This window comes from Undibacterium sp. Ji42W (assembly GCF_049340405.1).
Taxonomy (GTDB): Bacteria; Pseudomonadota; Gammaproteobacteria; order Burkholderiales; family Burkholderiaceae_D; genus Undibacterium.
In genome coordinates this window covers 154331-180320 of record NZ_JBMPOV010000012.1, presented here as the reverse complement: position 1 = coordinate 180320, position 25990 = coordinate 154331, and the positions used below count along the sequence as shown (strand labels likewise).

Genomic DNA, 25990 nt, shown 5'->3' with positions numbered 1-25990 from the left:
CTGCACTATGACTTACTGTATTGGCATGCGCCTTGACGCCGGGCTGGTGTTTCTCTCCGACTCACGCACCAATGCAGGCGTGGATCAGGTGGGCACTTTCCGTAAAATGTCGGTGTTTGAAAACCCGGGCGACCGCACCATGGTGTTGATGACGGCTGGTAACTTATCGATTTCACAATCAATACGCCAACTGGTATCTGACCATGTGGATGCCAATGGCAATAGCATCTGGACTGCGACCAATATGTATGAGGCCGCCCGCATACTGGGTGAAGCCGTGCGCACTGTCTATCACCGCGATGCCAAGTCGCTGTCAGAGTTTGGTATAGACTTTAACGTCAGCCTGATTTTTGGTGGCCAGATCAAGGGTGAGCGTTGCCGTCTGTTCCAGATTTATTCTGCCGGCAATTTCATCGAATCGCATAATGAAAATACCTATTTCCAGATTGGTGAAGCCAAATATGGCAAACCCATTCTGGACCGCGTGGTCACCCCAACGACCCCGCTTGATGAAGCTGCCAAGTGCGCGCTGATCTCGATGGACTCGACTCTGCGTTCTAACGTATCTGTTGGTTTGCCGCTGGACTTGCTGGTGTATGAAGACAATAAACTGGCCATCACCCACTTCGTCACGATAGATGAGAAAAACCAGTATTTCCAGATGATACGTAACACCTGGGGCCAGCAATTGAAGTCTGTCTTTGAAAGTATTGCTGACCCGGTATGGAATGCCAGCCCCGAAATACAAGGCAATGTCTTGTCAGCTACCAATATGCACAGCAAGCCTGTGCGCGTCGCCGTCCCGCCAGAATTACGGGATATTGCAACAACTACTCCCTCCCCTTTGCAGTCATTGGCGCAGCAGCCTAACAATACCAAGCAGGCTTGAAACAGTCTTGAAACTGGCTATGCAGTTAGCGGCAATAGGTACTCACGTCCCTCTCCGCAATTGCCTTGTCGTTTGCGTCGGTTTTGTTATTGTTGCCGTGAATCAGCTTGCCACTCAAAATTGCTTTAGCCATTGAACAACGTGATTCATTGGTTTCTGGCTGATTGCCGGGAACAAATGGCGAGGGCTCTTTCGGTTTTACTACGGGTTCTTTGGACTGCTTTGCCTGTTTCTCTATCTGGCGCTTGCGGAAGTCAGCCTCCTGTTCCTGCCAGCTCGGTGCAGCAGAAGGTTTTTCTTCACCTGAAATCACTTTCACTTCTTCAACTTTGGCTCTGCCTGCCTCATCCCTTTTTTCAGAATAATGCACCTTGCCATTTGCATCGATCCATTTATAAATTTCAGCATGGGCGACAGTCGTGGCGAATGTCAGTGTCAGGCAAGCAGCCAGGAAAACTGGTTTAAGAACAATTTGCTTCATTTTTTTCACTATTTCTACAAGATGCCGAACGATAACAGAGCTTGTCTGCTTATACAAATACCATCAGTTTTCCGGGGTATTGTGCACTGAGCAAACTATCCATCACTTCTTGCCTTTCATCTTGCGCCAGGCACATTCAGCGGCATGGTCATTCACCATGCCTATTGCCTGCATATACGCATAAATAATGGTAGAGCCAACAAATTTGAAGCCGCGCTTGAGCAAATCTTTGGAAATACGGTCAGACAATTCTGTCGTAATAATACGCTCACCGCTATTGACGATGGGCTTGCCATTCACAAAGGCCCACAGATAGGTATCCAGGCTGCCTTGCTCTTCACACAAACGCAGGTAAGCCTTGGCATTGCTGATGGCAGCAGCGACTTTTAAACGGTTCCTGACGATGCCGGCATTGGCCAGCAACGAGGCGACTTTGTCGCCATCATAGGCTGCGATTTTTTTCGCGTCCCAATCATCAAAAGCCAGGCGATAATTTTCGCGCTTGTTGAGTATGGTTTCCCAACTTAGACCAGCTTGTGCCCCCTCAAGATTGAGCATTTCAAACAGGCGCACTTCATCATGGCAGGGAACACCCCACTCATGATCATGATAGTGCAGGTACAGGGGGTTAGAAGGGTTAGCCCAATTGCAGCGTGTTTTCATACGTAAAAAACCATGTGGAGTAATATAGGATGTGGGGAAAAGCAGATTTTTAACAAAATTTTTCAATTCGAATTGACATTCTACCCATTTCTTCTAGAATCGACGTTCGTCATCAGATAGTGGAATCACCATGTTGCGTTTTAAACCTTGCAGTAAAAATCTGTTTGCCTTGTCAGCAATGAGCCTGATCCTCGCTGCCTGTGGCGGTAGCAGTAATCAGGATGCCAAACAGACAGCCGCTGTGCCGCCAGCCTCACCAGCACCAGTTATACAGGCAGCAACAGCCGCTGATGTCATGAGTTTTACCGGCAAGCGCCAGAATTATATGATCTCACGACTGGGGTCCACTTATGTTATCGTCGATATGGTAGGTGGTGCAGCCCCCATCAGTGCGCCGCTGACAACCAACATACTGCAATTCAGCGATTTCCGCGTCAATCTTCGCATAGGTGATAAAGCTGCGGCACTTTCTGTCACCAGCCTGAACAATCTGATCGACCTGTATGTGGCCTTCTTTAACCGCGTTCCTGATGCAGATGGCTTGTCCTACTGGATAGACCAGGTACAGGCCGGCATGACTGAAGCGCAAATTGCCGAAAGTTTTTATCTCGTTGCCCTTCAATCACCTGCTCTGACGGGCTATTCCAGCAGCATGAGCAATGACGACTTCATCCGCATCATTTATAAAAACGTGCTGGGTCGTACCGGCACTACTGCACCGAATGCAGCAGAAATCGATTACTGGTCGAGCCAGCTGAAAAACGGCACGCCCAAGGGCAGCATGGTCAGGGCTATCCTGGTATCGGCCCGCGAATACGCAAATGACGCAACCTGGGGCTGGGTCACCAGTCTGCTGAACAACAAACTTGATATTGCCAACTATTTTGCGGTACAACAAGGCCTGAGTTATCTGACGCTGGATGACAATATCACCAAGACCATGGCAATTGCTGCTGCCGTCACCAGCACATCCACCTCGGCTGCCCGTGACCTTATCGGCGTCAGCGGCGACCCGATTAACTCGTCGCTGATCGCCCCTGGCACGACAGGCATCTATGGTTCGCCTGATCAACTGGCCAATATATGCACACCCACAGGAGAAAAAAGCTGGGTACGCGCCCACCTTGATGATGTCTATCTGTGGTACCGCGACATCGTCAATGTACCGGCCGCCAACTACAGCACACCTGCCAGCTATTTTGATGCACTGATCGTTAAGTCCAAGGACAGGTTCAGCTTCACTGATGTGCAGGGCAGCATCGATGATTACTTCCAGTCTGGTGAAGATGTCAGCTATGGCTATAGCCTGGTGCGTGAAGGCAGCAAGATACGGGTGCGCTACGTGCAGCCTGGCTCGCCTGCTGATATTGCGCAACTCAAGCGCGGTACCACACTGGTCAGTGTTGATAACACGGATCTGGGCGGCTCACTGAACGATGCGCAATACAATGCCCTGTTCCCGCCAAAAACCGAAACCCACAGTTTCAGGGTGCAGGACACCAATGCATCAAACAGCCGTCTTGTGAGCATGACATCTACTACCGTCACAACAGCACCTGTACTGCAAGACCAGATACTGAATGTGAATGGCAAGAAGATAGCTTATATGGTCTTCACTGACCACATCCGCACGGCAGAGGCACCGCTGGTGACATCCATGCGCAAGTTCCAGACCGCACGCGTTGATGATCTGGTACTTGATTTGCGCTACAACGGCGGTGGTTATCTGTATATCGCCAATGAATTGGCGGCGATGATTGCTGGTACCAAGGTTGTTAACAAGGTGTTTGAACAATTGCAGTTCAACGACAAGCACACCGACCTGACAGCAGACAATATCTCTTATTTCTATGACACGGATACCAACAACCGCCTCTTGCCGCAACTGAACCTGCCACGGGTGTTCATCCTGACTGGCAGTGGTACATGTTCAGCCAGTGAATCCATCATCAACGGCCTGAAACCCTTCATGCAAGTCATTCTGATTGGTGATACTACCTGTGGCAAGCCCTATGGTTTCGTCCAGACCAATAATTGCAATACAGCATACTTTGCAATTCAGTTTGCTGGCGTCAATGCTGCAGGCCAGGGCGACTTTACCAACGGTTTCACACCATTGTGCAAAGCGACGGATGACTTGAATCATGACTTGGGCAATCAAAGCGAAACACGCCTGTCAGCAGCATTGACTTATGCCAGCACAGGTTCCTGCCCTGCTGCCAGCTTCAGTCCGGCACCGCCACCTTTACAGGGCACGCCTATTCTCGACAAGAGTACAAAGCCATGGCGTAATATCAAGCTGCTCAAGTCGGCGAACATGCAGGCCAGGTAAGTTAAAGTAAGTAAGGCAAACTGAGCAGACAACAAAAAAACGCAGCAGAAATGCTGCGTTTTTTGTTGGCGAAAGCAATCGATGTTATTGATTGCCACTCGCATCTGTAAAAAGACGTGATGCGACAGATAATCAGCGTTCTTGCAGCACTCGTGTGGCGCGATCAATTTCAGCCTGGTATTGCGGCAGCTTGCCAGGTAAAGCTTTCAATACTGAAATTGCTTCTTCCAGCATCAGCCTGGCTGATTGCAACTGCTTTTGCTGGCGATAAACCATGCCCAGATTAATCATGGCATGAGCAACATGGGGTTGAAATATATCAGGATTTTTTTGCGCAGCGCGGCGCAAAAATGCAATCGCTCTTTCATAAGCCTGTTGCGCGTCATCCCAACGACCTTCGCGGTGATAGAGTGTGCCCAAGGCCAATAGGCTACGGCCAAGATCAACCATGGCTGAGCCAGGGCTCGCTTGTTCTCTCTTGCGATAAATTTGCACCACTTCTTCGTAAGACATGCGCGCATCCTGATAGCGCTTTTGTTCATCATATTGAGAAGCCAAAAATTCAAGCATCCCTGGTGCCATGTACAAATAGATCTCAGGTATCTTTTCGGCCATTGGATGAAGAATCGCCATCGCTTCTTCAAAATCAAGCTGCGCTTCTTTTAACTGGTTTTGCCTGCGGTGCAACAAACCTAGTCCGTGCAATGCCCTGGCCAGGTCAAATTGATGAGGACCAGCGTCGGTTTTCATCAATATACGATATACAGTGATCGCTTCTTCATAAGAAATCTGCGCTTCTTTCGGACGGCCAGCGTCAGCATACACAATCGCGAGGCTGGTCAATTTTTCGGCAAGGCGCGGTCTATAGAGAACGGGCTGGTTTTTTGCCAATTGGCGATGAATCGCGACTGCCTCTTCGCTGGCTGCAACTGCTTCATTAAAACGCTTTTGTTCCAGGTAACGATTGCTCAAATTACTCAGCGCAATGGCCAGTTTGGGTTGGTACGTTTCTGGATTACCGAGTGCCAGTTTGCGGTAAAGAACCAGGGCTTCTTCATAGCTGGCCTGTGCATCTTGCGACCTACCCTCTGCTTCATAAGGCAAACCAATATCGATCAGAGCACCAGCCAGTTCTGGAGTATATTTACCTGGATTTTTTTGTGACAATTGGCGGTAGATATTCAGTGACTCTTCATAAGGTACGCGCGCTTCTTTCACCTTATTACTTCTGGTATAAGTGCGCCCCTGCACGCTGAGCAATTTTGCCAGTTGCGGCAAATATTGCTCAGCGTCTTTTTCTGCCAGCTGGCGATAGCGAAGAATATTTTCAGCACTGATATCTTCATTGACAGGCGCTACCACAGCAGGCGTATCGGCAGCAAAGCCTGGTTGCGTGCTGATGCCGGCAGCAGCCATGACGAAGACAAAATAGCAGTGGCGTTTGAGTTTAATCACAATGATTTTATCCGGTTCAATTTACTGATCGATGCGCAAAAAGCTGGATGCTCAATGCATCACTACCCTGCGCATTTTTTGCGAGATATACGCCAGGCTAACCAGGCTCATCAAGGCACATACCAGCAAGGCAATGCCAACTGCGACGACACTCAAGGTTTCTCCTTTCAGCACCTGGTTCATCATCTGGTTTTGTGAAAGCACCGGCACCCACTGGAACCAGGAAGGTTCGCGGCCAGGGAACAGGATAGGCACCAGCGATACAAAGGGAATGAACATGGTCACCAGCTGGTTGCGTACCTGGGCTTCCTTATAGCTTTTGCAGTCCAGTGAAATGGCAATCTGTATCGCGGCCACGCTGGCGGCCAGTGGCAGCAAGACCAGCAAGAAGCCCATCGCATCCTTGAAGTTGAACTGGAATTCTGCACGCAGGGTTTCATTGTGAATCAGCCATTGAGAAGGGAAGAAGCTGAAGATGGTCAACACCACCACGCCCATGCCAACTATGGCGACCGCGCCCCATTTGCCTATGGTTAGTTGCCAGCCATTGACAGGGTTCATCATCAGCGGTTCCAGAGAGCCGCGCTCACGTTCGCCTGCCGTGGTATCGATGGCGGCATACATGCCACCAAGGACGATGGCCATCAAGACCATCATGGGCAGCATGGTGGTGATGGTGGCTTTGCGCTCTTCCGGCTTTTTGATATGATGCTCGCGTATGTCCAGGCGCTGCAATAATTCCAGTGACACGCCACGCATGGCCAACCCCAGTGAAGCAAGTTCCTGGGAATAGCCATCCAGCAAACGGCGCAACGGGCGCACACCAAATTCTGCCTGGCGGTTCGAGGTATCGAAGGCTATTTCCAATATACCCTTGCCACCAGACGCCAGCTTTTCATCAAAGTCATCCGGGATCAGCAGTACGGGCTGATCAAGTTCCTTGCTTTGCGATTTGGCAGCGTAATCATCAGGCGCGGTCTTGATCTGATAACCCTGACGCAGGATGAAATTTTCCAGTCCACGGGCATGTTCTATACCCTTGACGAGCACTGTACGTTTTTCTTCCTGAGATTCAACCTGGCTCAGCACTACCGAGAAAATCAAGAGCATCAGCGGCACGCCCAGCAATGAACTGATCAGGGCCACCATCAGGGTGCGGCGGTCACGCAAGGCATCACGCAATTCCTTGCGCAGGATAGCTAAAGTGGCTTTCATCAGTTCACTCCTGTCAGGAATTTTTGTGGATGCAGGAATGCCAGTTTGACGAAGGCATCTTCAAAATTATTTTCGCCAGATTGCGCCAGCAGTTCTTCCACCGTGCCATGCGCCACGTCCTTGCCCTGGGCAACGATGACAACCTGGTCGCACAGGCGCTCTACCTCTTGCATGATGTGGGTGGAGAAAATGATGCACTTGCCACCACCTTCTGGGGAACGCAAGAAACGCAAGAATTCCCTCAGGGCGCGGGTAGCGACCACGTCCAGGCCATTGGTGGGTTCATCAAGAATGATGTTTTTGGGATCATGTACCAGCGCCCTGGCCAGCGCGGTTTTCATGCGTTCACCCTGGCTGAAGCCATCGGTGCGACGGTCCAGCAATTTGCCCATATCCAGCCATTGCGATAACTGCTGGGTGCGTTGTTCTGCATGCTCAGTATCCATACCATGCAACAAGCCATAGTAATGAATATTTTCACGCGCTGTCAGGCGCGGGTAGAGGCCGCGGGCATCTGACAAGACGCCCATGTGTGACTGCGTCGATGAAGTACCCGCTTTGACTGCGGTACCGTCAACCATGATCTGGCCTTCATCGGATTGCAAGAGTGCGGCGATCATGCGCAGCGTGGTGGTTTTGCCTGCGCCGTTTGCACCCAGCAGACCGGTGATACAAGCATCATCGGCACTGAAGCTGACACCATCAACGGCCTTCACCACTTCGCTGGTTTTTTTCATCAAGCCCAGGCTGCGCGCAGCATTGACAAAAGCATTGCCAGACGATTTACCGAGGCGCACAAATTCTTTGTGCAAGTCATTGACGATGATCATGGCTTGGCCTCCTTGCCGGTTTGACTGGTGGCGGGCGGTACGGGTGCCTGCCAGGCCAGTGCGCGGGGTATCTGGCGCACGCAACTCGTATCAACCTTGATGGCTTCGCTATCTTCCTTGGCATTTAAAAAACGATGCACTACATCGCGTATGCAACCTTGCGCCAGCAAACCATGACCGGTATTTTCTATCACGACATGGCGGGCATTCGGGCCTAGTGCCTTGGCGACTTCATCACCATATCTGGTCGGTGTGACGGGATCAAGACCGCCGCTCAGCAACAGGGCGGGGGATGCTGAGGCAGGTACTCTGAAAAAGTCTGCCGGTATCTCGCTACGCGGCCATTTTTTGCAAGTCTGGGTGTACTGCTCGGCCATGAGTTTTTCAAAATCATCATTGGCAGACAAGGTTGCGGACTGTGCAAAAGCTTCACCACACCATACCGAGAAATGCATGCCGTAAGAAATGCCACCAGGGCCGGGCAAATTGGTGGCACCTGTCATGGTCACCAGCGGTGCATAGTTGCCCTGCTCTGCCTGCGTCAGGGCATAAGGTAAAGCGGCCAGAGAATTGGGGCTGTACAGGGATTTGTGAACCAGGCCGAGCAAACCATCGCGTGTCATCTCAGTCTTCATGGGTGTGCCCATGCGCGGATGCGTGATGCTGATTTTTTGTGGCTGGCTGGCCAGCAGTTTTTTCCAGCGATTCTCCAGATCCGGATAACTGGCATTGCAGGCGACTTCTTTTTTGCAATCCCTGAACAAGGCATCAAGCGCCTTTTGTGCGTCAGCACTGGCCAGACGCATGCTGGGCGGCACCACGCCATCAAGTACAATGCGGCGCACTGATTGCGGGAACTGGCGCAGGTATTCGAGACCGGCACGAGTGCCGTAAGAAGCGCCGACGACATTGATACGGCCATAGCCTTGCTGCAGGCGTACCGCCTCCAGATCTTGCATGGCAATGCTGGTGCCAAAATATTGCAGCTCGCCATAAGGCAATGTCTGCAACTGGCGCATGCAGTCGTCGGTGACTTTGACTCTTTGCTCTGGCGATAAAACTTCTTCTGCCTTTTCAAGTTCAGGGCATTCCAGCGGCGCACTGCGGCCAGTGCCGCGCTGATCAACAAACACCAGGTCACGGCGACGGTTCAGGCGTGCCATCAGGGTGGTCGCCCAACTGGCAACGCTGATGGCACTTTGGCCTGGGCCACCGGCCAGCAGGAAAACGGCATCCGGCAATTTATTCCTGTCCTGCGAAGGGATCACAACATACTGGATATCGATCTGCTTGCCTTGCGGCTGTGCCGGGTTCAACGGTCTTTTTATCTGGCCGCATTGCACTTCTTGTGGGAAGTCTGGCAGGCGGCAAGCCTTGGTGGGTGAAGTAGTGGCCGCGGCATTGGCGTGTGCTGTTAGCGCACTGCATAGCGCCAGGCCAGACATGAGCCTGAGCATGAATCTTTTGTTCAAAGTGGTCTCCTGAAACTGCTTGCTTGATTACTCATGACTTGATTACTTGAATAGCAACTTCAGGAGTCTAAGCGGAATTACTCAATCAGTAAATGGCAGTTGCGATTGTGTGCCAAGATTGCTCAGCAAAGTCTTGATAGGTGCAGGCAAACCCAGTTGCATTGCTTCACTGAGCGGATGCCAGCCATGCTCGCCGTCTGCAACTTGCAGGTGACGTTTTTTGAGTTGCACATGCACCGGCAGGATATGCAATTTGAAGTGGGTGAATACATGGGCAAAAACCGGTAAAACCTGAATGCTGGCGATGTCACCAAAACGGCTGGCGCGTTCACGTACCGTCGCCATTTGCGCATCGACAGAAAAGGCATCATCCTCGCCGCTATATTCTTGCATGCCTGCCAGCTCGGGTAAGGATAACAAGCCACCCCAGATGCCGGTAGGCGGTCTGCGTTCCAGCAAGACTTTTGCACCATCCTGCATTAGCAGCATGATGGCCTGTTTTTCTTTTTGCGCCTTTTTTGGTTTGCGTACTGGCAGCTCTGCCGTCCTGCCTTGTGCATAAGCCACGCAACGTGGCTGGAAAGGACATAGCGTGCATTTGGGGCTGCTGCGCGTGCATACCGTAGCCCCCAGGTCCATCAGGCCCTGCGTATAAGCGCCTATCTCTTGCGCCGGCAATAAAGCCTGGGCGCGCAGCCACATATTGTCTTCAACGGGTTTGGTGCCGGGATAGCCATCTATACCAAATACACGGGCGAATACCCGCTTGACGTTGCCATCCAAAATTGCTGCCACCGTGCCATAAGAAAATGCTGTGATCGCCGCAGCGGTGGAGCGGCCTATGCCTGGCAACTCTTGTAGCAGGGCCGGGTCAGCCGGAAACTTGCCCTGGTATTTTTCCACCACTTGCCTGGCACACTGATGCAGGTTACGGGCGCGGGTGTAATAACCGAGGCCAGCCCAATGTTCCATCACTTGCTCTACCGGCGCTGCGGCCAGGTCAAACACGGTAGGAAAAGTTTTCAGGAAGCGTTTGTAATACGGAATAACTGCCGTGACCTGCGTTTGCTGCAGCATGATTTCAGACAGCCAGACGCGATAAGCCTCATGGCTTTGCTGCCAGGGCAAGCCATGTCGGCCATGCTGTTTTTGCCAGGTGATGAGCGCTGCAGAAAAACTGGGGTCGACGTATAGACCGGAGTATGGGGAAATAACAGGCTGAGGCTGACCCGCGGGGTCAGCCTTGCTACGTGGTGCTGTGGACTTCATTATTTCAGGCAGCCACCCTGAGCGCAGTCAGTTCTGCTGTCAATGCAGTACGCAGTGTATCTTCCAGATCGGTCAGCGCTTTTTTCTGCGCATCGATATCTGCCTGCAAGCTCTCGAACGACGATATCTTGTCTTCCAGGCTATCAGTCGCCACATGAATACGCTGTATCGATTGCATGCGGTTTTTCAACTGCCCTTTGTGCTCACGTATCTGTGCTTCCAGCGGTGCCATGACGACTTTTTGCCAGGCTTCGACATCGCGATTGGCTTGCAAGAAGCTTTGCTTGACGCGGGCAGCGACAGAATCAAAGAACTTGTGCATCAACACTACTTGCGGTGTCGTCAGCAAAGTCGCCGTACTGAACTGCTTTTGATACACGCCTTCAATAGCTTCGACTTCCTTGATGTATTTGTCGAGCGAGAAAGACATCGGTGACGACAGAGCCAGGCCATGTTCAGTCGAAAACTTGCGATACATGACCGTCATCATTTCCGAAATCTCATCGGTCTTTTTATTCGATGTCTGCAGGTTCAATTTAACCTGAGAAAAGAATTGCCTGACCGATTCACGCAGACCGACCGAGAATTTGCTTTTCTCCATGGATTCACGGGATTTGCGAATTTCCTCACGCAGGATGTCCATACCCAAGCTGGTGTACACCTCGGTAGACAAGCGGGTGAAAACCGAGCGTGTACCCTGCATGCGCAACAGGCTGGCGTCGAATTCTTTTTTCTCTGCATCGATACGCTTCATCATGTGTTCGATGACGTTCATATTCTTGCCGCGCAGGCTCTTCAATTCCATCATCTGCTCAACCATGCTACGGCTGCGGGCCGAAATAACAGCCTGTTGCGCGTGGATGATTTCATTGATTTCTGAAGACATCTGGGCGCGGATGATGTTTTGCTTGGCCGGTATTAATTCCTTGGACAGGGCATATTCCAGCGTAGGCAGGCGGCTGCGTGCCAGTAAAGGTGCATCCTTGTTGATCTTGGCAACCAGGCCTTTTTGCGCAGAGATAGGGAAAATCTGCTTTTCTTCCAGACCCAGAGTATGGGCAACCGTGCTGACCTGGCGCACGATTTGCGCTTCGACTTCTTCAGGCGTGCGCAATTCATCCCACATACTGTCGATCTTGTTCAGAACGACCATGCGGCCAGGGCCATTACCGATATTATTGCGCCAGACATCGATATCGCTCTTGGTCACCCCAGTATCAGCGGCCAGGATAAACAATACAGCATGCGCATTCGGGATCAGGTTCAGTGTCAGTTCAGGCTCGGTACCTATGGCATTCAGGCCTGGAGTATCGACAATGATCAGACCTTCTTTCAGCAAAGGATGGGGGAAATTGATAATGGCATGACGCCATTGAGAAATCTCTACCAGGCCATCTTCATCGATTTCCAGCGGTGCATCGGGATCGTTTTCATCGAACAGGCCATATTGCTTGGCCACTTCTATGCTGACTTTCTTGGTCAGGCTGACTTGCTTGAAAGCTTCCAGCATGCCGTCGCCAGAGTTGATATTCAGCGGCAGCACCGTCCAGACGTGGCTTTGGCCCTTGTATTCACTGGTCGATTGCGCTTCGGCGCGGGTTTCTATCGGCAGCAGGCGTATGCAAGGCGGGATGGTGTCGTCATACAAAAGCTCGGTCGGGCACATGGTGGTGCGACCGGCAGATGACGGCAAAATACGCTGGCCATAATCTGCAAAGAAAATAGCATTGATGAGTTCGGACTTGCCGCGTGAAAATTCAGCAACAAAGGCGATGGACAGTTTGTCGTCAACCAGACGCTCCATCAGGCGTGCAATACGCTGATCACTGGCGGCATCGGCCATATCCGATCCATGTATCCATGACCGGTACTGCTCCAGCGCTTTGACCACTCCTTTGCGCCAGTCGCTGTACTCCTGGAATTTCTGAACCAGATTGCTCATGTTCCCCTCAGTTAACTTTTTTGATATTCCAAGTATATATGGAAGCGTTGAAAAAATACGCGTAAATCGAATTTTGCCTACATTTCAGACAGATTTGTGGGTTTATTTCTGACATTTTGCACAATAAAAGCTGCTACGCTGCCCTTGTTTTATCTGTCTGATGGCTTCTCCACAGACACGGCAGGGCTCGTCGGTGCGGTCATACACGAAATAAGACTGCTGAAAATAGCCGCTTTGCCCATCCACACCCATGAAATCTTTAAGGGTGCTGCCACCCTGCTCTATCGCTGCGGCCAGCGTCGCACGGATGGCCGCTTCCAGTAAAGTATAGCGCTTAAGACTGATGCGTCCAGCCTGAGTTTTAGGATTGATGCCTGCCCTGAACAGGCTTTCTGATGCATAAATATTACCAACACCCACCACAATATCCCCTGCCAGCAAGACTTGCTTGATAGAGGCGCTACGGTTTCTTGTTAATTTATACAATAATTCTGGGCTAAATCCAGCTTCCAGCGGTTCCACGCCCAGTTGCCGTATCAACAGATGCTCTTCCAGGTTGCCATCAGCAGCATCGTGCCACAATACTGCGCCAAAACGGCGTGGGTCTGTCATGCGCAGGGCGAATTCACCGACGACGATGTCGATATGATCATGTTTTGCAGGGGCTACCTTTTTATCCAGCACCCGCAAATGACCGGACATGCCAAGATGAACAAGCAGTACCCCATGCGGAAAATGCAATAACAGATATTTGCCCCTGCGGCCAGTCGCCAATATCTGCTGCCCTGTCAGCAAAGCAGGTAAATTGGTAGGAAAAGGCCAGCGCAAGCCAGCCCGGCGCATGATGACGTCGGTGACTTGTTTGCCGGTCAGATGTGGCTCTACGCCACGGCGGGTCACTTCTACTTCAGGTAATTCTGGCATGGGCGGGAACTTTTACCATTACAATCTGACACAGTGTATATACGCAGTGAAACCCACAGTTGCGCTGCTTCAGCGTAAAATCATTCATCAACGTCAAATCCGGATCCGTTTTGAAAACACTGCCTACTCTCATATTTAACCCTATTGTATCCGCAATATCGTCCATGTCTGCTGCTGCACTGTGGCGACCTGCGGTGCTGGTATTGAGCGCCGCCCTGATCAGCGGATGTGCAAGCGTAGGAAAACCAGGCGGCGAAACTGTCGAAGACACGCATCATGTCAGCGATGCTGCACAGGCAGCCCTGTCTGCAGAAAAAACCCTGAACGGCGTAGCCAGTGCACCGGTCTATGAAGACCCCTTGCCGGAAGTCAAGCTGACCGAGGAATTATTCTACAAGATCGTGACCGCAGAAATCGCCTTCCAGCGTGGCAGTTGGCAAAGCGCATATGTAATTCTGTACTCTGTGGCGGAACAAACCCGCGATCCGCGTATTGCCAAACGGGCTGCGGAAATCGCGCTGGCCGCCAAACAATCAGGCGAGGCCTTGCAGGCTGTGCGTCTTTGGCGTGAGCTGGCACCTAATTCAAATGAAGCGACCCAGTACTACCTGGGGTTCATGCTGAATATTAATAATCTGACTGAAATCCAGTCTGTTTATACAGAAAAACTGAAATCATCTGACCCCAAACAACTGGGCGTGATGATGTTGCAGGTGCAGCGCCTGTTGTCGCGTGCACGGGACAAAAACGGTGCGTACAATACGTTGACCACCCTGCTGCAACCGTATAAAGACAGCCCTGATGCCCATATGGCGCTGGCTCAGGGTGCCTATGTCAAGGGTGACAACAAGCTTGCCGTCAGTGAGGCGCAGGAAGTACTGAAAGTCAGGCCAGATTCTCAGTTGGCAGTGCTCACGGTTGCCCAGGCCTCTTCACAGGAAGATGCTGCCAAGGCCTTATCCGCCTTCCTGGTAAAAAACCCAGGTGCCCGCGATGTACGCTTGGCCTATGCCAGCATACTGATAGACCTGAAGCAACTGGATCAGGCTAACCACGAATTTGAAATCATCGCGCGTGACAAACCTGATGATGTCAGTGCCATCTACACCTTGGGTGTACTGGCGATGGAACGTAATCAGCCGCAAAAAGCCGAGGCTTATTTCTTGCAATACCTGCAGTCACTCGAAGGTAAAACCGGAGAAGACCGCGACCCGACCACTGCCCTGGTCAATCTCTCGCGCATAGCAGCCGAACGCAAGGATTACAAAGCGGCACAAGACTGGTTGGCGCAGGTCGATTCTTATGATGGCCGCAACCCTGCCTGGTTCAATGTACAAATACGCCGCGGGTTCTTGCTGGCCAAGGAAGGCAGGCTGCTGGAAGCACGCGCCTTTATACAGCAAATCAAGGCCAGCAATGAAACTGAACAAATCCAGTTGATACAGTCAGAAGCCCAGCTATTGCGGGATGCAAGCCTGCCAGATCAGGCCAGGGCGGTGCTGGAACAAGGTATTAAGCAGACACCCAATAATCCAGACCTGCTGTATGACTTTGCCATGCTGGCCGAGTCACAAAAAGATATTCCTGGCATGGAAGCCTCACTGCGTAAAGTCATAGAACTGGCGCCCACCAGCCAGCATGCCTATAACGCCCTTGGCTATTCCTTTGCCGACCGCAATGTGCAACTTGATGAAGCCAATACGCTGATAGAAAAAGCCAACCAGCTGGCACCGGATGATCCCTTCATCCTTGATAGCCTGGGTTGGGTCAAGTTCAGGCTGGCCAAGTACGACGAAGCTGAACAAGCCCTGCGCCGCGCTTATCAAATGCGCCCTGATGCCGAGATAGGTGTGCACCTGGGTGAAGTCTTGTGGACCATGGGGCAAAAAGATGATGCGAAAAAAGTCTGGCGTGATGCGCTGAAAAAAGACCCGGAAAACCAGACGCTAAAATCCACGCTGGAAAGATTGAAAGTCAAACCCTGATGCTGATCTTGCCAAAGATGCTTACATCAAAAATTGAATAGAATGACACCTGGCGGACAGATAATGTCCGCCTTGTCATTTGTGCCCATCATAGACGCAATCCATACTGCAACCATGCTATCAAACACCCAATGTAAACTGCTCGCATCAACCTTATTTTGCGCCTTGCTCAGCACTGGCTGCGCCAGCCTGAACGGCCCGGCACAAGCGCCAGCAACAGCGACGACGAGCACTGCTAACACAATCAGCACCCGTCAATATCAGCAAAAAATACAAATCAGCGGCAAGATATCCATCCAATACCAGCAGGCAGACAAGCCACAGAGCCTGCCTGGCGGCTTTGAATGGGAACAGGACGCGCAAAGCATACGCATCAATCTCTTGTCTCCTCTGGGCCAAACGATGGCACGCATTACCCAGACTGCACAAGGTGCCACGCTGGAGCAGGAGGGCAAGACCCCACGCACTGCCAGCAATCTCGATCAGTTATTGCAAGATACCCTGGGCTGGTCCTTGCCTGTAGCAGGTTTGCGCGACTGGCTGCAAGGCTTTGTCGCCGTCGATGGCAAGCAACTAAGCGCCGTGAAAGCAGAAGACCTGACCCTGACCACACAGGGCTGGAAACTGCGCTATGTCAGCTGGCATGAACAACCGAGCTTCCCGAAACGCATAGACCTGCAAAGATATACCGAGCAAGCTGGCGATGTCTCTATCCGCATTGTGGTGAATGAATGGAAATGAGCAGACTCGACAATTGCCCTGCCCCCGCAAAACTCAACTTGTTTTTACATGTGACGGGCCGACGGGCAGATGGTTATCATTTGCTGCAAACGGCCTTCCAGTTGATAGACCGTTGCGATTACCTGGATGTGGAAGTGCGTGCCGATGGCCAGATATGCCGCACCAATGAGATAGAGGGTGTGCCAGCGGACAGCGATTTGATCGTCCGCGCGGCCAGATTATTGCAAAGCCATACGGGCTGCACTTTGGGTGCCAACCTGACTTTGCGCAAAAACCTGCCCATGGGTGGCGGCCTGGGTGGCGGCTCATCCGATGCAGCCACCACCCTGCTCGCGCTAAATCATTTATGGCAAACCGGCGTCCAGCGCGATGAAATGATGGAACTGGCCCTGCAACTGGGTGCAGACGTGCCTTTCTTCCTGTTTGGAACAAATGCCTTTGCCGAAGGGGTCGGTGAAAAATTGCAGGCGCTGGACACGCCAGACGTCTGGTTTGTGGTGCTGGAACCGGGTGTCCAAGTACCGACACCAGCAATTTTTTCGGCAAAGGAGTTGACAAGGGACACGAATCCGGTCAGAATAGCGGACTTTTCCAGTGATGCAAAACATAATTGGAAAAACGATCTGCAAACAGTAGCCTGTGCATTGTTTCCGCAAGTTGATGCAGCCATTAAGTGGCTCTCACAACACGGCGATGCTAGGATGACGGGATCAGGAGCTTGCGTTTTTTGTGCCTTTGCCGACGAAACGGCAGCAGACATAGTGGTAGAGCAAGTACAGGATCGCTGGACATCATGGAAAGCAAAAGCACTGAGTAGCCACCCGATGGCGCAGAAATTGGGATCGAAAAATATTTGGCTTGAAGCCGGTTTGACGCTAAAATAGCGGCGAACTTGGAAACAGGCAAACGGTTGTGTAGGGGAGTCGCCAAGCTGGTTAAGGCACCGGATTTTGATTCCGGCATGCGAAGGTTCGAATCCTTCCTCCCCTGCCATTAAATTAAAGCCGCCGCATAGATTGTGCGGCGGCTTTTTCAGTTTTATCAGCGGCTATTTTTGTGTAAAACCCATGCAAAATAAGCCAGACCCACAAAATCTCAGCCGATAGGTCCCAGCCATGGCAAATGCGCGCGCAAATGACAACATGATGGTTTTCACTGGCAACGCCAATCCTGCACTGGCTGCCGGTGTTGCCAAACAACTTGGCATCCCCCTCGGCAAGGCAGACGTTTCCAAATTCTCTGACGGCGAAGTCATGGTCGAGATCAATGAAAACGTCCGCGGTAAAGATGTGTTCGTCTTGCAATCCACTTGCGCACCCACCAACGACAACCTGATGGAAATCATGTTGATGGTCGACGCACTGAAACGTGCATCTGCTGGTCGTATCACTGCCGCTATTCCTTATTTTGGGTATGCCCGCCAGGACCGTCGCCCACGTTCTGCGCGTGTGGCAATCTCTGCCAAGGTGGTTGCCAACATGCTGGAAGAAGCCGGTGTAGACCGCGTGCTGATCATGGACTTGCATGCTGATCAAATCCAGGGTTTTTTTGATATCCCTGTCGATAATATTTATGCTTCGCCAATTCTGCTGGGTGACCTGGTCGCCAAGAATTACGAAGACCTGCTGGTGGTTTCCCCAGACGTAGGTGGCGTGGTACGTGCCCGCGCGCTGGCAAAACGCCTGGGTTGTGATCTGGCCATCATCGACAAACGTCGTCCAAAAGCGAATGTCTCTGAAGTCATGAACATCATTGGTGAAGTTGAAGGCCGCAACTGCGTGATCATGGATGACATGGTTGACACTGCCGGTACACTGACCAAAGCGGCTGAAGTATTGAAAGAGCGTGGCGCTAAAAAAGTATTGGCTTACTGTACTCATCCTGTCTTGTCCGGCCCTGCGATACAGCGTATTTCGCAATCACCGCTGGATGAGCTGGTCGTGACAGACACGATTCCACTGACAGAAGCTGCCCGTGCCTGCCCCAAGATCCGTCAATTGTCTTGCGACAGCCTGCTGGCCGAGACTTTCCGCCGTATCACCAAGGGCGAGTCGGTTATCTCGCTGTTCACGGACTAAATCATTTTCCGGCCCTGCCATCTCTTTGATGGCGGGGCTATTTTCTGGGCCCCTGGTCGCGGGGGTTCAATACCGCAAAACAAATCAATGTTTTGCATTTTTTGGAGTAACACCATGAAAGTAATCGCATTTGCACGCAATGTACAGGGGACCGGAGCGAGCCGCCGCCTGCGCCTTGCTGGCCAAACACCTGGCATCATCTACGGCGGTACAGAAGCCCCGGTATCCATCACGCTGGATCACAATGCGCTGTACCATGCATTGAAAAAAGAAGCCTTCCACTCTTCCATTCTGGACCTGGAAGTTGATGGCAAATCAGAAAAAGTATTGTTGCGCGACTTCCAGGTCCACGCCTACAAACAACTGGTTTTGCACGCTGATTTCCAACGCGTAGATCCTAACCAAAAAATCCACGTTAAAGTGCCTCTGCACTTCATCAACGCTGACGTATCCCCAGCAGTGAAACTGTCTGCTGCCGTGATCAGCCACGTTGCTGTTGAACTGGACGTTTCCTGCCTGCCATCGGAATTGCCAGAGTTCGTTGAAGTTGACCTGTCCAAACTGGAAGCTGGTCAATCCATCCACGTATCTCAACTGACACTGCCAAAAGGCGTGACAGCTGTAGTACACGGTGGTGACGCAACTGTTGCTATCGCTGTTATCCCAGCTGGCGCAACTTCTGCAGAAGCTGAAGCAAAATAATTTGCATTTATGCAGATTAGATGAAAGCCGCCTTCGGGCGGCTTTTTTATTTTGTACATGAGGGATACTTTACTCGCATGCCATGTCAGAATTGGTATTACTATTTCTGCTATCAATGATTTCGGAGTTATACGCATGCCCTCCCCCTCCAGCCGCAAGCTATGCCTGAGTCTGCTCGTCCCCCTGTGTTTCGCCGTAGTCAGCCCCGCCAGCCAGGCGCAACTGGCTGCTGGTATCAAATATGACACCAGCTACCCCATCATTAGCCCGGTCTATGCCAAACAAGGTATGGTGGCGACCGAGCAGGCGCTGGCGACTCAGGTTGGTCTGGACATACTCAAGCGTGGAGGCAACGCGGTAGATGCTGCGGTGGCTGTCGGCTTTGCGCTGGCTGTGGTGTTGCCTAACGCAGGTAATATCGGTGGCGGCGGCTTCATGATTATTCATGACAGCAAATCAGGCAAGGATATCGCACTGGATTTTCGTGAGCTGGCACCAGAAAAAGCCAGTCGTGACATGTACCTCGATGCAAAGGGCAATGTCATCTCCGGTAAATCCCTGTATAGTCATCTGGCGGTCGGCATACCCGGCACGGTAGCGGGCATGGACCTGGCTTTGCGCAAATATGGCAGCATGAAATGGAAAGATGTCATCGCCCCGGCGATACGCCTGGCCGACCAGGGTTTTGAGATCAGCCCGCATCTGGCGGAGGTAATAGATTCCAGCAAAAATCAGCTCGGCAAATGGCCAGCCAGCCGCGCAATTTTTTTCAAGGATGGCAAGCCTATGCTCGCAGGTGAGCGCTTGCTGCAAAAAGATCTGGCACAATCGTTGCGCCTGATTGCCGAACAAGGCCCGTCAGCATTTTATGAAGGTGCAGTCGCAAAAAAAATCATTGCTGAAATGCAGCAGCATGAGGGCTTGATTTCTGTCAGTGACCTGAAGAATTACAAGGCAGTGGAACGCATCCCGGTGCGTGGCAATTATCGCGGCTATGACGTGGTCTCCATGCCGCCACCGAGCTCTGGTGGCGTACACATCATACAAATGTTGAACATGCTGGAACATTACCCGCTGAAGGAGCAGGGAGCGAATAGTGCTCAGACGCTGCACCAATTGAGCGAGGTAATGAAACTGGCCTATGCAGACCGTTCTGAATTTCTGGGTGACCCTGACTATTACAAGGTGCCGATCAAAGGCCTGACTTCGCGCGCCTATGCAGATGAACTGGTCAAGAAAATACAAGCTGACCGCGCTACGCCTTCTGCCGACATCAAACCCGGCAAACCCCTGCCCTATGAAAGCGACCAGACCACGCATTACAGCGTCGCTGACAAATTCGGTAACATCGTCGCCACGACTTACACTCTGAACCTGAACTTTGGCAGCGGCATCGTCGCCACGGGCACCGGCATCGTCCTGAACAATGAAATGGATGATTTTTCAGTCAAGGCAGGTGTGCCAAATGCCTTTGGTTTGCTGGGCGGCGATGCCAACGCCGTACAGGGCTGGAAGCGGCCTTTAAGCTCTATGTCACCAACGATCGTACTCAAGGACGGCAAGCCCTTCCTGGTGACGGGCAGCCCTGGTGGCAGCCGCATTATCACGACAACGCTGCAAACCATATTGAATGTCATAGACCATGACATGAACGTGGCCGAAGCCACCATCTCGCCGCGCATACACCAGCAATGGATGCCAGACCAATTGCGCTTTGAAAAAGGCATCAGCATGGACACACTGCGCCTGCTGGAACAAAAGGGACAGGTATTACGCCCGACAGGCACGCTCGGCAAGACCCAGACCATACAAATAGTCCCGCAAGGATTTGCCGGGTATTCAGACCCGCGCAATCCAGATGGTGCGGCCCTAGGGTTTTAAGTCGATCATCACTTGCCAAAGTGACCCGTTGAAAATATCAACTTTTGTTGCATTATTAAAAAAATACTGACCTAAAGTGTAACAATTTCGAAACATGTGCAAATTTTTGTATTACATTGACGTTTTTTGTCATTGACATTTGTCGTTTTAGCATTTTTCAAAATAAAAACTAAAATGACAAGAACATTGTGCCTTATGTCAGAAATTCATCAATATAAGTACAGCACAGGCCGATATTTTCCCATAGCCAAATAGTTTCCCACCATTTCAGGTCGCAAGAATTTCTATTCCTTGCTGACTCTCTAGTTGGCATTTCTCCTGTATCAACAAGGCAAACAATTGCAAGCTAAGAGCAAGAACAATTGTGACCTTAAGCGTTCAGCTTTAGCATACGAGTGGCAATTTTAGGCGCAGTCACATGATTGGCACAAAATTTGCGTCTATACCGTGACTACACTGCTTTTTGCTGCTGAGGAGAAAGAAATGCAAAGTTATTCAACAACAATTCAGCGAGGCTTCACACTCATAGAATTGATGATCGTGGTTGCTATTATTGGCATCCTGGCAGCAATCGCTTTTCCACAATATTCTGATTATGTTTCACGCACGCGTGCGTCGGGTGCGATATCCGAACTCAACAGCCTGAAAAAAGAATTATCCATTTGCTACCAGAATGAAAATGGCTGGGCAAACTGCACAGTCATGGGCAGCAATTCCATTCCCATTGTCATCACGTCAAAATTTTTGACCAATAATGCACCCTCCATTTCTAATGCAGGTGTGATTACGCAAACAACGACAGGCGCTACCACCACCACTGGCGCTGCGTTGAGCATCATATTGTCGCCGTCAATCAGTTCTGGACAAAGTAATATGGTATGGACAAACACAGGCACTGTGTGTGATCCAATTCGCGGTTTGAAACCAGGCCAGGGTGGGTGCTAATATCTGGCATTAAACCTGTCAAGGTTGGAGCAATGCTGAACTTGCACCTCGTACCCTTTTCAATCAAGCTATATATTGTGCTTGATTAAAAAGATGCCAGATTACAAGCCTATTGAGCCACGCTTATTAGCTAGTGTGTTCGCACCATTTGATCCACATGCTACGCAAGGCGGTATCTACTTTAGATGAAAATCCCTCCTCATCCATAAGCTTGCTATGCGTCATTTGCTCGCGCAAATTGTCACGCACTAGCGCAAGCGCACTGGTATTACTGGCAAGTTCTACGACTTTATCGATATATTCCTGCTCGCTTTGCGCTATCCATTCAGGATGATCAATACCTTTCAGGATTGAGCTTCCGAGCAAACCAACACTGGGTCGTCCGGCCAGTGTCACATAGGGCACGCCCATATACAAAGTCTCAAACAGCGTAGTTCCGGAATTGTGCGGGAAACAGTCCAGGCCTATATCGATCTTTCTCAGGGTGTTCCAGGGCGGAGTATCGTATCCTATGTCCAGACGGGACTTGTGTATGCCAAGGGCCGCAAATTTTTCTTCAAGATCCCGGCGCAAATCGGCGTTTTTAAAATTCCCGCTATTGATTAATAATTTTGCGCCTTCTATTTTTTCAAGAATCGCCGCCCATATACGTATGGTGAGATGATTAATCCTGACTGACCTGGTCAGCGTTCCCAGAGTTATGTAACCATTTTTGAGGGCGGGCAGCGGGCTGACCTCTCCCATCCCCTCAGCAGGACGATATGCAAACGATGGCGTCTCCAGGCGCCAGGGCTGCTCTGAAAATACCGCTTCAGCGCCTGGTGGAGCGCAAGTATCATCTGTCAGAAAATAATCAATCGCCTTCAGGCCGGTGGTATAACCATAACCCAGCCATGAAACCTGTACCGGGGCTGGCTTGCGGGCAAATACTTGCAAGCGGTTACTCCCCGTGTGGCCAGCAAGATCAATCAGAATGTCTATGCCGTCAGCCCGGATTCTCTCTGCCAGCTCGTTATCAGACAGACCTGCCGTCGGCACCCAGTGATCCACATAACTTTTGTAACGCTCAGTGACTGCGTCTTCATATTTTAATTCTGCGTAGGCGTATAACTCAAAAGCTTGCTTGTCATGATGCGCCAACAAAGGCTCAAGAAAATATTGCACTGCATGCCGGCGAAAATCTGGCGAAACATAGCCAACTTTTACTCGGCGATGCGGATTTTTATCGTTGGCAAATGCTTGCCACTTGCTCCGATGAGGACGTGCATACTTTTCTTCATATACCTGATACTCAGTAAAAATCTCACTGGCATTTCGCACGGGATCATAGTTCAGCAGGAACAGTAAATTGCCATAGGTCTCAGCATGATCGGGCTCTATTTCCAGCGCCCTGCGATAACTTTGTTCAGCTTCGACGCGCATGCCGCGATCAGAATATGTATTTCCCATATTGCTGAACAAATTGAGTGAGTTGGCATCCAGACTGAGGGCACGCTGATAAGAGGCTGTCGCCTCAAGATAGCGTGCCGTTTCGTGATAGACGATGCCCAGGTTGCAATGAAAGCGGGCAATGTCGGCTTGCAGCGATATCGCAGTTTTATAACACTTTTCTGCATCCTCAAGGCGGGTCTGCTTTTTATAGACATCGCCAAGATTACAATGCGCATCTGCAAAGTCGGGGCGTATTTTCAGGATAGCCTGAAAACATTGCGCCGCTTCTTCCAGCTTATTTTTCTCCTGCAAAATCAAGCCGATGTTATTACGGGTTTCTACATGAAGTTCATTGATCTTCAAGGCCTTATCAAAATAGATTTCTGCCTCATCATATTTTCCACGTTCCTTGCATATCATGCCCAGATTGCAAAAAGCGGCAAAGTTACCAGAATCGACTTTGATGGTTTGTTTATAGTGATGTTCAGCTTCGTCCAGCAAAGACTGGCGCTGTAAAATAGTCGCGAGGTTGAAGTGCGCATGGCTAAAATTGGGCCTCTGTGCCAGAGCCTTGCGGTACCAGGTCTTGGCATCATCAAGGTGCCCCATGGATGTCAGGGTAACACCCAGGTTGAAGAAAATGTAGTGAGACTCAGGGTGGAACGCAAGAATCTGCTTATACACTTGTTCAGCTTCATCATAACGACGTAGCTCATCAAGGCTGATACCCAGGTTAATGGCCGCATCCAGGAAATCTGGCTTGATTGCCAGCGCTTGCCGGTAATACTTTTCGGCTTGCACACAATTGCGCTGCTCATACCAGGCATCGCCCAGTTTATTGTTTAATTCTGCATCATGGGGATGGGCAAGCAAGGCCTGTTGATAGTTTTTGACTGCCTCAACAAAATGTCTGTTTTTAAAAAACTCATCTCCAGCCGCCTTCAAATCTCCTGGCCCCAACGCTTGCAGGTGCACTGCCAAGCCCGCAGGTTCAGGGACCAGGCTGGTACTCTTATCAGCGGTTGAAGAAAATTTACTCTTAATCCAATTCAGCATGTGTCATTTCTCAAGTAAGCGCCAGCCATATTCATCTACTAATCCAGATTGTAAATGTGGCGCGCAAGTTTGAGCAAGAAATCAGTACCGCGTTGCAAGCCCTGAAATGTGTCTCTTGCATATGGCAGGATGCTTGCCGACAGGGCAAGGCGACATTTTTTTCTGCCATGCGCTATATGCCATGTATGGAAATACAGAAATGACAGGGGAGAAGAACTCGCGATCTGGTCTTTTTAGCAGCGGGTAAATTAATGTCAGCAACCACCTTGGCCGGACTTCAAACCGCGGATAGGGTCACAGATTGTGCCACTTGCTGTCCATATCATGTTTGCCTGACCGCTGGAGATAGTCGGGGTCAATGTCAGAGCCAAAGGTGTACCACCAGTCGTTGTCGCGCCAGTTTGTGTTGCAGTGATAACGCCATTGCCCGCTGCAGTAGGAACTACAGGCAAGAACTTGGTTGTGACTGGATAAGATGGGATGCCGTTACTACCTATCGTAGAACAACCCGTCCATCCGCCTTCCATTTGATAGCAAAGCGAGATCGCATGCTTCAGGCTCTGCAACTCCGCAATTGCCCCGGCCGCACGGGTACGGGATGTGTAATCAGAATATTGTGGAAGAGCGATTGCAGACAAAATACCGATAATTGCCACGACTATCATCAATTCTATCAAGGTGAAACCGCGTTGCACCGTCCGCGCAAATGATGTCATTTATTGCTACCTCATATAAGGGTTGATCGTAACTGAAGGCAAATGCCATCATCGATGTAAACTGCATACTTTCTTGATTGATCTGGTCAAGTTCCCAAGCCAGCCTCGAATCATGTCCTCATCAAAGACAAAAGTGATTTGACAAATTCTACTCCGATGAATTTCATGTAAGCCATTAAATCTGGCCCTGCCTGTTTATTTCTCACTTTGCAGGGTTTGATCTGCTCTTGTTATCAGTACACTTTGACCAGCAAAATAAAAACCCACAATGAAGTGGGCTCTTTTGGGAAACCAAACCAGCTATTAAGGACAGCCCCCCCTGACCAGATTTCTAACCACGGATAGGGTCGCATATTGTGCCACTGGCCGTCCAGATCATGTTCGCCTGGCCGGTAGAGATTGTTGGTGTCAATGTCAAGTTTTACCAGCAGTTGTTGTAACGCCAGTTGAAGATGCAGTGATGACTCCTTGGCCAGATGCAGTAGGGATTATTGGCAGGAATTTAGTTCAACGGAGAAAGATGGAATGCCATTTGACCCAGTAGTTATACAGCTAGCCCATGCGCTTTCGTACTGGTAGCAAATCGCCATCGCTTTCTTCAAGCTCTGAAATTCTGAAACTGCGCTAGCTGCACGAGTACGGGATGTGTCATCAGAATACTGAGAAATAGCGATCGCTGCAAGGATGCCGATAATTGCAACAACAATCATCAGTTCGATCAGCATAAAGCCCGTTGCACTGTTTGCATAGGTAATTTAATTTATTACGCCTACATGTAAAGAGTCTATCTGTAAGCAAAACAAGTTTGTCGAGAGTAAATATGTTTCCCTATTGCTGAGCTAGGTAGTTCACGCTGTCCCTGGCGTCAAATACATATTAAGCACACTCTTACGATCAATTAACTTATCGCGAAATGAGCATTTTTTTTATTGTTTGACTTACAAATAATAATTTGTGTTGTCTCATTCATTACTTGGTAAAAA

General features: G+C 50.6%; 21 protein-coding genes and 1 tRNA gene. 10 read left to right on the top strand and 12 right to left on the bottom strand.

The annotated features are described in order from the left end of the window. Positions 1 to 7: 7 nt before the first annotated feature. Entirely contained in the window at positions 8 to 889 is an 882-nt protein-coding gene (locus tag ACO0LG_RS24215; protein ID WP_423030251.1) for a peptidase, read from the top strand. Between the two features lie 25 nt (positions 890 to 914). Here ACO0LG_RS24215 and ACO0LG_RS24210 read toward each other — a convergent pair whose 3' ends face one another. Continuing rightward, positions 915 to 1370, bottom strand: coding sequence for a DUF4124 domain-containing protein (locus ACO0LG_RS24210; protein ID WP_423030249.1), 456 nt, complete (start codon positions 1368 to 1370; stop codon positions 915 to 917). 102 nt (positions 1371 to 1472) lie between these two features. Then, positions 1473 to 2033, bottom strand: coding sequence for a DNA-3-methyladenine glycosylase I (locus ACO0LG_RS24205; protein ID WP_423030247.1), 561 nt, complete (start codon positions 2031 to 2033; stop codon positions 1473 to 1475). 130 nt (positions 2034 to 2163) lie between these two features. Here ACO0LG_RS24205 and ACO0LG_RS24200 point away from each other — a divergent pair, with 130 nt between their 5' ends. Continuing rightward, positions 2164 to 4365 (top strand): DUF4214 domain-containing protein, encoded by a 2202-nt coding sequence (locus ACO0LG_RS24200; protein WP_423030245.1) that lies wholly within the window; start codon positions 2164 to 2166, stop codon positions 4363 to 4365. A 132-nt stretch (positions 4366 to 4497) separates the two neighbouring features. Here ACO0LG_RS24200 and ACO0LG_RS24195 read toward each other — a convergent pair whose 3' ends face one another. The 7 genes from ACO0LG_RS24195 to mutM all read right to left on the bottom strand — a co-directional run bounded on the left by ACO0LG_RS24195 (position 4498) and on the right by mutM (position 13472). Then, entirely contained in the window at positions 4498 to 5820 is a 1323-nt protein-coding gene (locus tag ACO0LG_RS24195; RefSeq protein WP_423030243.1) for a tetratricopeptide repeat protein, read from the bottom strand. Between the two features lie 51 nt (positions 5821 to 5871). Next, on the bottom strand, positions 5872 to 7035 hold the full coding sequence (locus ACO0LG_RS24190) for an ABC transporter permease (protein ID WP_423030241.1): 1164 nt from the start codon (positions 7033 to 7035) through the stop codon (positions 5872 to 5874). Then, positions 7035 to 7865, bottom strand: coding sequence for an ATP-binding cassette domain-containing protein (locus ACO0LG_RS24185; protein WP_423030239.1), 831 nt, complete (start codon positions 7863 to 7865; stop codon positions 7035 to 7037). The genes ACO0LG_RS24190 and ACO0LG_RS24185 overlap by 1 nt, the downstream gene beginning before the upstream one ends. Continuing rightward, entirely contained in the window at positions 7862 to 9337 is a 1476-nt protein-coding gene (locus ACO0LG_RS24180; RefSeq protein ID WP_423030237.1) for an alpha/beta hydrolase, read from the bottom strand. The genes ACO0LG_RS24185 and ACO0LG_RS24180 overlap by 4 nt, the downstream gene beginning before the upstream one ends. A gap of 81 nt (positions 9338 to 9418) precedes the next feature. Then, entirely contained in the window at positions 9419 to 10606 is a 1188-nt protein-coding gene (mutY, locus tag ACO0LG_RS24175; protein ID WP_423030235.1) for an A/G-specific adenine glycosylase, read from the bottom strand. Between the two features lie 4 nt (positions 10607 to 10610). Then, a complete protein-coding gene (locus tag ACO0LG_RS24170; RefSeq protein ID WP_423030233.1) occupies positions 10611 to 12548 on the bottom strand; it encodes a dynamin family protein in 1938 nt (645 codons plus the stop codon). A gap of 102 nt (positions 12549 to 12650) precedes the next feature. Continuing rightward, a complete protein-coding gene (gene mutM / locus ACO0LG_RS24165; protein ID WP_423030231.1) occupies positions 12651 to 13472 on the bottom strand; it encodes a bifunctional DNA-formamidopyrimidine glycosylase/DNA-(apurinic or apyrimidinic site) lyase in 822 nt (273 codons plus the stop codon). A gap of 164 nt (positions 13473 to 13636) precedes the next feature. Between mutM and ACO0LG_RS24160 the strand changes: the two genes are divergently transcribed. The 8 genes from ACO0LG_RS24160 to ACO0LG_RS24125 all read left to right on the top strand — a co-directional run bounded on the left by ACO0LG_RS24160 (position 13637) and on the right by ACO0LG_RS24125 (position 21804). Continuing rightward, a complete protein-coding gene (locus tag ACO0LG_RS24160) occupies positions 13637 to 15457 on the top strand; it encodes a tetratricopeptide repeat protein (RefSeq protein ID WP_423030229.1) in 1821 nt (606 codons plus the stop codon). 63 nt (positions 15458 to 15520) lie between these two features. Continuing rightward, complete coding sequence (gene lolB, locus ACO0LG_RS24155) at positions 15521 to 16198, top strand: lipoprotein insertase outer membrane protein LolB (RefSeq protein WP_423030227.1); 678 nt, start codon at positions 15521 to 15523, stop codon at positions 16196 to 16198. Next, positions 16195 to 17082: a 4-(cytidine 5'-diphospho)-2-C-methyl-D-erythritol kinase gene (gene ispE / locus ACO0LG_RS24150; protein ID WP_423030225.1), complete on the top strand. Its 888-nt coding sequence runs from the start codon at positions 16195 to 16197 to the stop codon at positions 17080 to 17082. The genes lolB and ispE overlap by 4 nt, the downstream gene beginning before the upstream one ends. A gap of 32 nt (positions 17083 to 17114) precedes the next feature. Then, positions 17115 to 17191: transfer RNA gene (locus ACO0LG_RS24145), tRNA-Gln, on the top strand. Between the two features lie 122 nt (positions 17192 to 17313). Further along, the gene (locus ACO0LG_RS24140; RefSeq protein ID WP_186950326.1) at positions 17314 to 18276 is read left to right on the top strand and encodes a ribose-phosphate pyrophosphokinase; all 963 of its coding nucleotides are present in this window, start codon (positions 17314 to 17316) and stop codon (positions 18274 to 18276) included. A gap of 114 nt (positions 18277 to 18390) precedes the next feature. Further along, entirely contained in the window at positions 18391 to 18978 is a 588-nt protein-coding gene (locus tag ACO0LG_RS24135; protein ID WP_423030223.1) for a 50S ribosomal protein L25/general stress protein Ctc, read from the top strand. 135 nt (positions 18979 to 19113) lie between these two features. Beyond that, the gene (gene ggt, locus ACO0LG_RS24130; RefSeq protein WP_423030221.1) at positions 19114 to 20859 is read left to right on the top strand and encodes a gamma-glutamyltransferase; all 1746 of its coding nucleotides are present in this window, start codon (positions 19114 to 19116) and stop codon (positions 20857 to 20859) included. 483 nt (positions 20860 to 21342) lie between these two features. Then, positions 21343 to 21804, top strand: coding sequence for a pilin (locus ACO0LG_RS24125; protein WP_423030219.1), 462 nt, complete (start codon positions 21343 to 21345; stop codon positions 21802 to 21804). 126 nt (positions 21805 to 21930) lie between these two features. On the opposite strand, the gene ACO0LG_RS24120 is transcribed toward ACO0LG_RS24125, so the two are convergent. The 3 genes from ACO0LG_RS24120 to ACO0LG_RS24110 all read right to left on the bottom strand — a co-directional run bounded on the left by ACO0LG_RS24120 (position 21931) and on the right by ACO0LG_RS24110 (position 25732). Next, the gene (locus ACO0LG_RS24120; RefSeq protein WP_423030217.1) at positions 21931 to 24291 is read right to left on the bottom strand and encodes a tetratricopeptide repeat protein; all 2361 of its coding nucleotides are present in this window, start codon (positions 24289 to 24291) and stop codon (positions 21931 to 21933) included. Positions 24292 to 24545: 254 nt separating this feature from the next. Continuing rightward, on the bottom strand, positions 24546 to 25007 hold the full coding sequence (locus tag ACO0LG_RS24115) for a pilin (protein ID WP_423030215.1): 462 nt from the start codon (positions 25005 to 25007) through the stop codon (positions 24546 to 24548). 488 nt (positions 25008 to 25495) lie between these two features. Further along, positions 25496 to 25732 (bottom strand): prepilin-type N-terminal cleavage/methylation domain-containing protein, encoded by a 237-nt coding sequence (locus tag ACO0LG_RS24110; protein ID WP_423030213.1) that lies wholly within the window; start codon positions 25730 to 25732, stop codon positions 25496 to 25498. Positions 25733 to 25990 lie beyond the last annotated feature (258 nt).

Bases quoted from the DNA above. Each gene is read 5' to 3' on its own strand.
- ACO0LG_RS24215 (WP_423030251.1), top strand. From the start codon at position 8: ATGACTTACTGTATTGGCATGCGCCTTGACGCCGGGCTGGTGTTTCTC.
- ACO0LG_RS24210 (WP_423030249.1), bottom strand. From the start codon at position 1,370: ATGAAGCAAATTGTTCTTAAACCAGTTTTCCTGGCTGCTTGCCTGACA.
- ACO0LG_RS24205 (WP_423030247.1), bottom strand. From the start codon at position 2,033: ATGAAAACACGCTGCAATTGGGCTAACCCTTCTAACCCCCTGTACCTG.
- ACO0LG_RS24200 (WP_423030245.1), top strand. From the start codon at position 2,164: ATGTTGCGTTTTAAACCTTGCAGTAAAAATCTGTTTGCCTTGTCAGCA.
- ACO0LG_RS24190 (WP_423030241.1), bottom strand. From the start codon at position 7,035: ATGAAAGCCACTTTAGCTATCCTGCGCAAGGAATTGCGTGATGCCTTG.
- ACO0LG_RS24185 (WP_423030239.1), bottom strand. From the start codon at position 7,865: ATGATCATCGTCAATGACTTGCACAAAGAATTTGTGCGCCTCGGTAAA.
- mutY (WP_423030235.1), bottom strand. From the start codon at position 10,606: ATGAAGTCCACAGCACCACGTAGCAAGGCTGACCCCGCGGGTCAGCCT.
- ACO0LG_RS24170 (WP_423030233.1), bottom strand. From the start codon at position 12,548: ATGAGCAATCTGGTTCAGAAATTCCAGGAGTACAGCGACTGGCGCAAA.
- mutM (WP_423030231.1), bottom strand. From the start codon at position 13,472: ATGCCAGAATTACCTGAAGTAGAAGTGACCCGCCGTGGCGTAGAGCCA.
- ACO0LG_RS24160 (WP_423030229.1), top strand. From the start codon at position 13,637: ATGTCTGCTGCTGCACTGTGGCGACCTGCGGTGCTGGTATTGAGCGCC.
- lolB (WP_423030227.1), top strand. From the start codon at position 15,521: ATGTCCGCCTTGTCATTTGTGCCCATCATAGACGCAATCCATACTGCA.
- ispE (WP_423030225.1), top strand. From the start codon at position 16,195: ATGAGCAGACTCGACAATTGCCCTGCCCCCGCAAAACTCAACTTGTTT.
- ACO0LG_RS24140 (WP_186950326.1), top strand. From the start codon at position 17,314: ATGGCAAATGCGCGCGCAAATGACAACATGATGGTTTTCACTGGCAAC.
- ACO0LG_RS24135 (WP_423030223.1), top strand. From the start codon at position 18,391: ATGAAAGTAATCGCATTTGCACGCAATGTACAGGGGACCGGAGCGAGC.
- ggt (WP_423030221.1), top strand. From the start codon at position 19,114: ATGCCCTCCCCCTCCAGCCGCAAGCTATGCCTGAGTCTGCTCGTCCCC.
- ACO0LG_RS24125 (WP_423030219.1), top strand. From the start codon at position 21,343: ATGCAAAGTTATTCAACAACAATTCAGCGAGGCTTCACACTCATAGAA.
- ACO0LG_RS24120 (WP_423030217.1), bottom strand. From the start codon at position 24,291: ATGCTGAATTGGATTAAGAGTAAATTTTCTTCAACCGCTGATAAGAGT.
- ACO0LG_RS24115 (WP_423030215.1), bottom strand. From the start codon at position 25,007: ATGACATCATTTGCGCGGACGGTGCAACGCGGTTTCACCTTGATAGAA.
- ACO0LG_RS24110 (WP_423030213.1), bottom strand. From the start codon at position 25,732: ATGCTGATCGAACTGATGATTGTTGTTGCAATTATCGGCATCCTTGCA.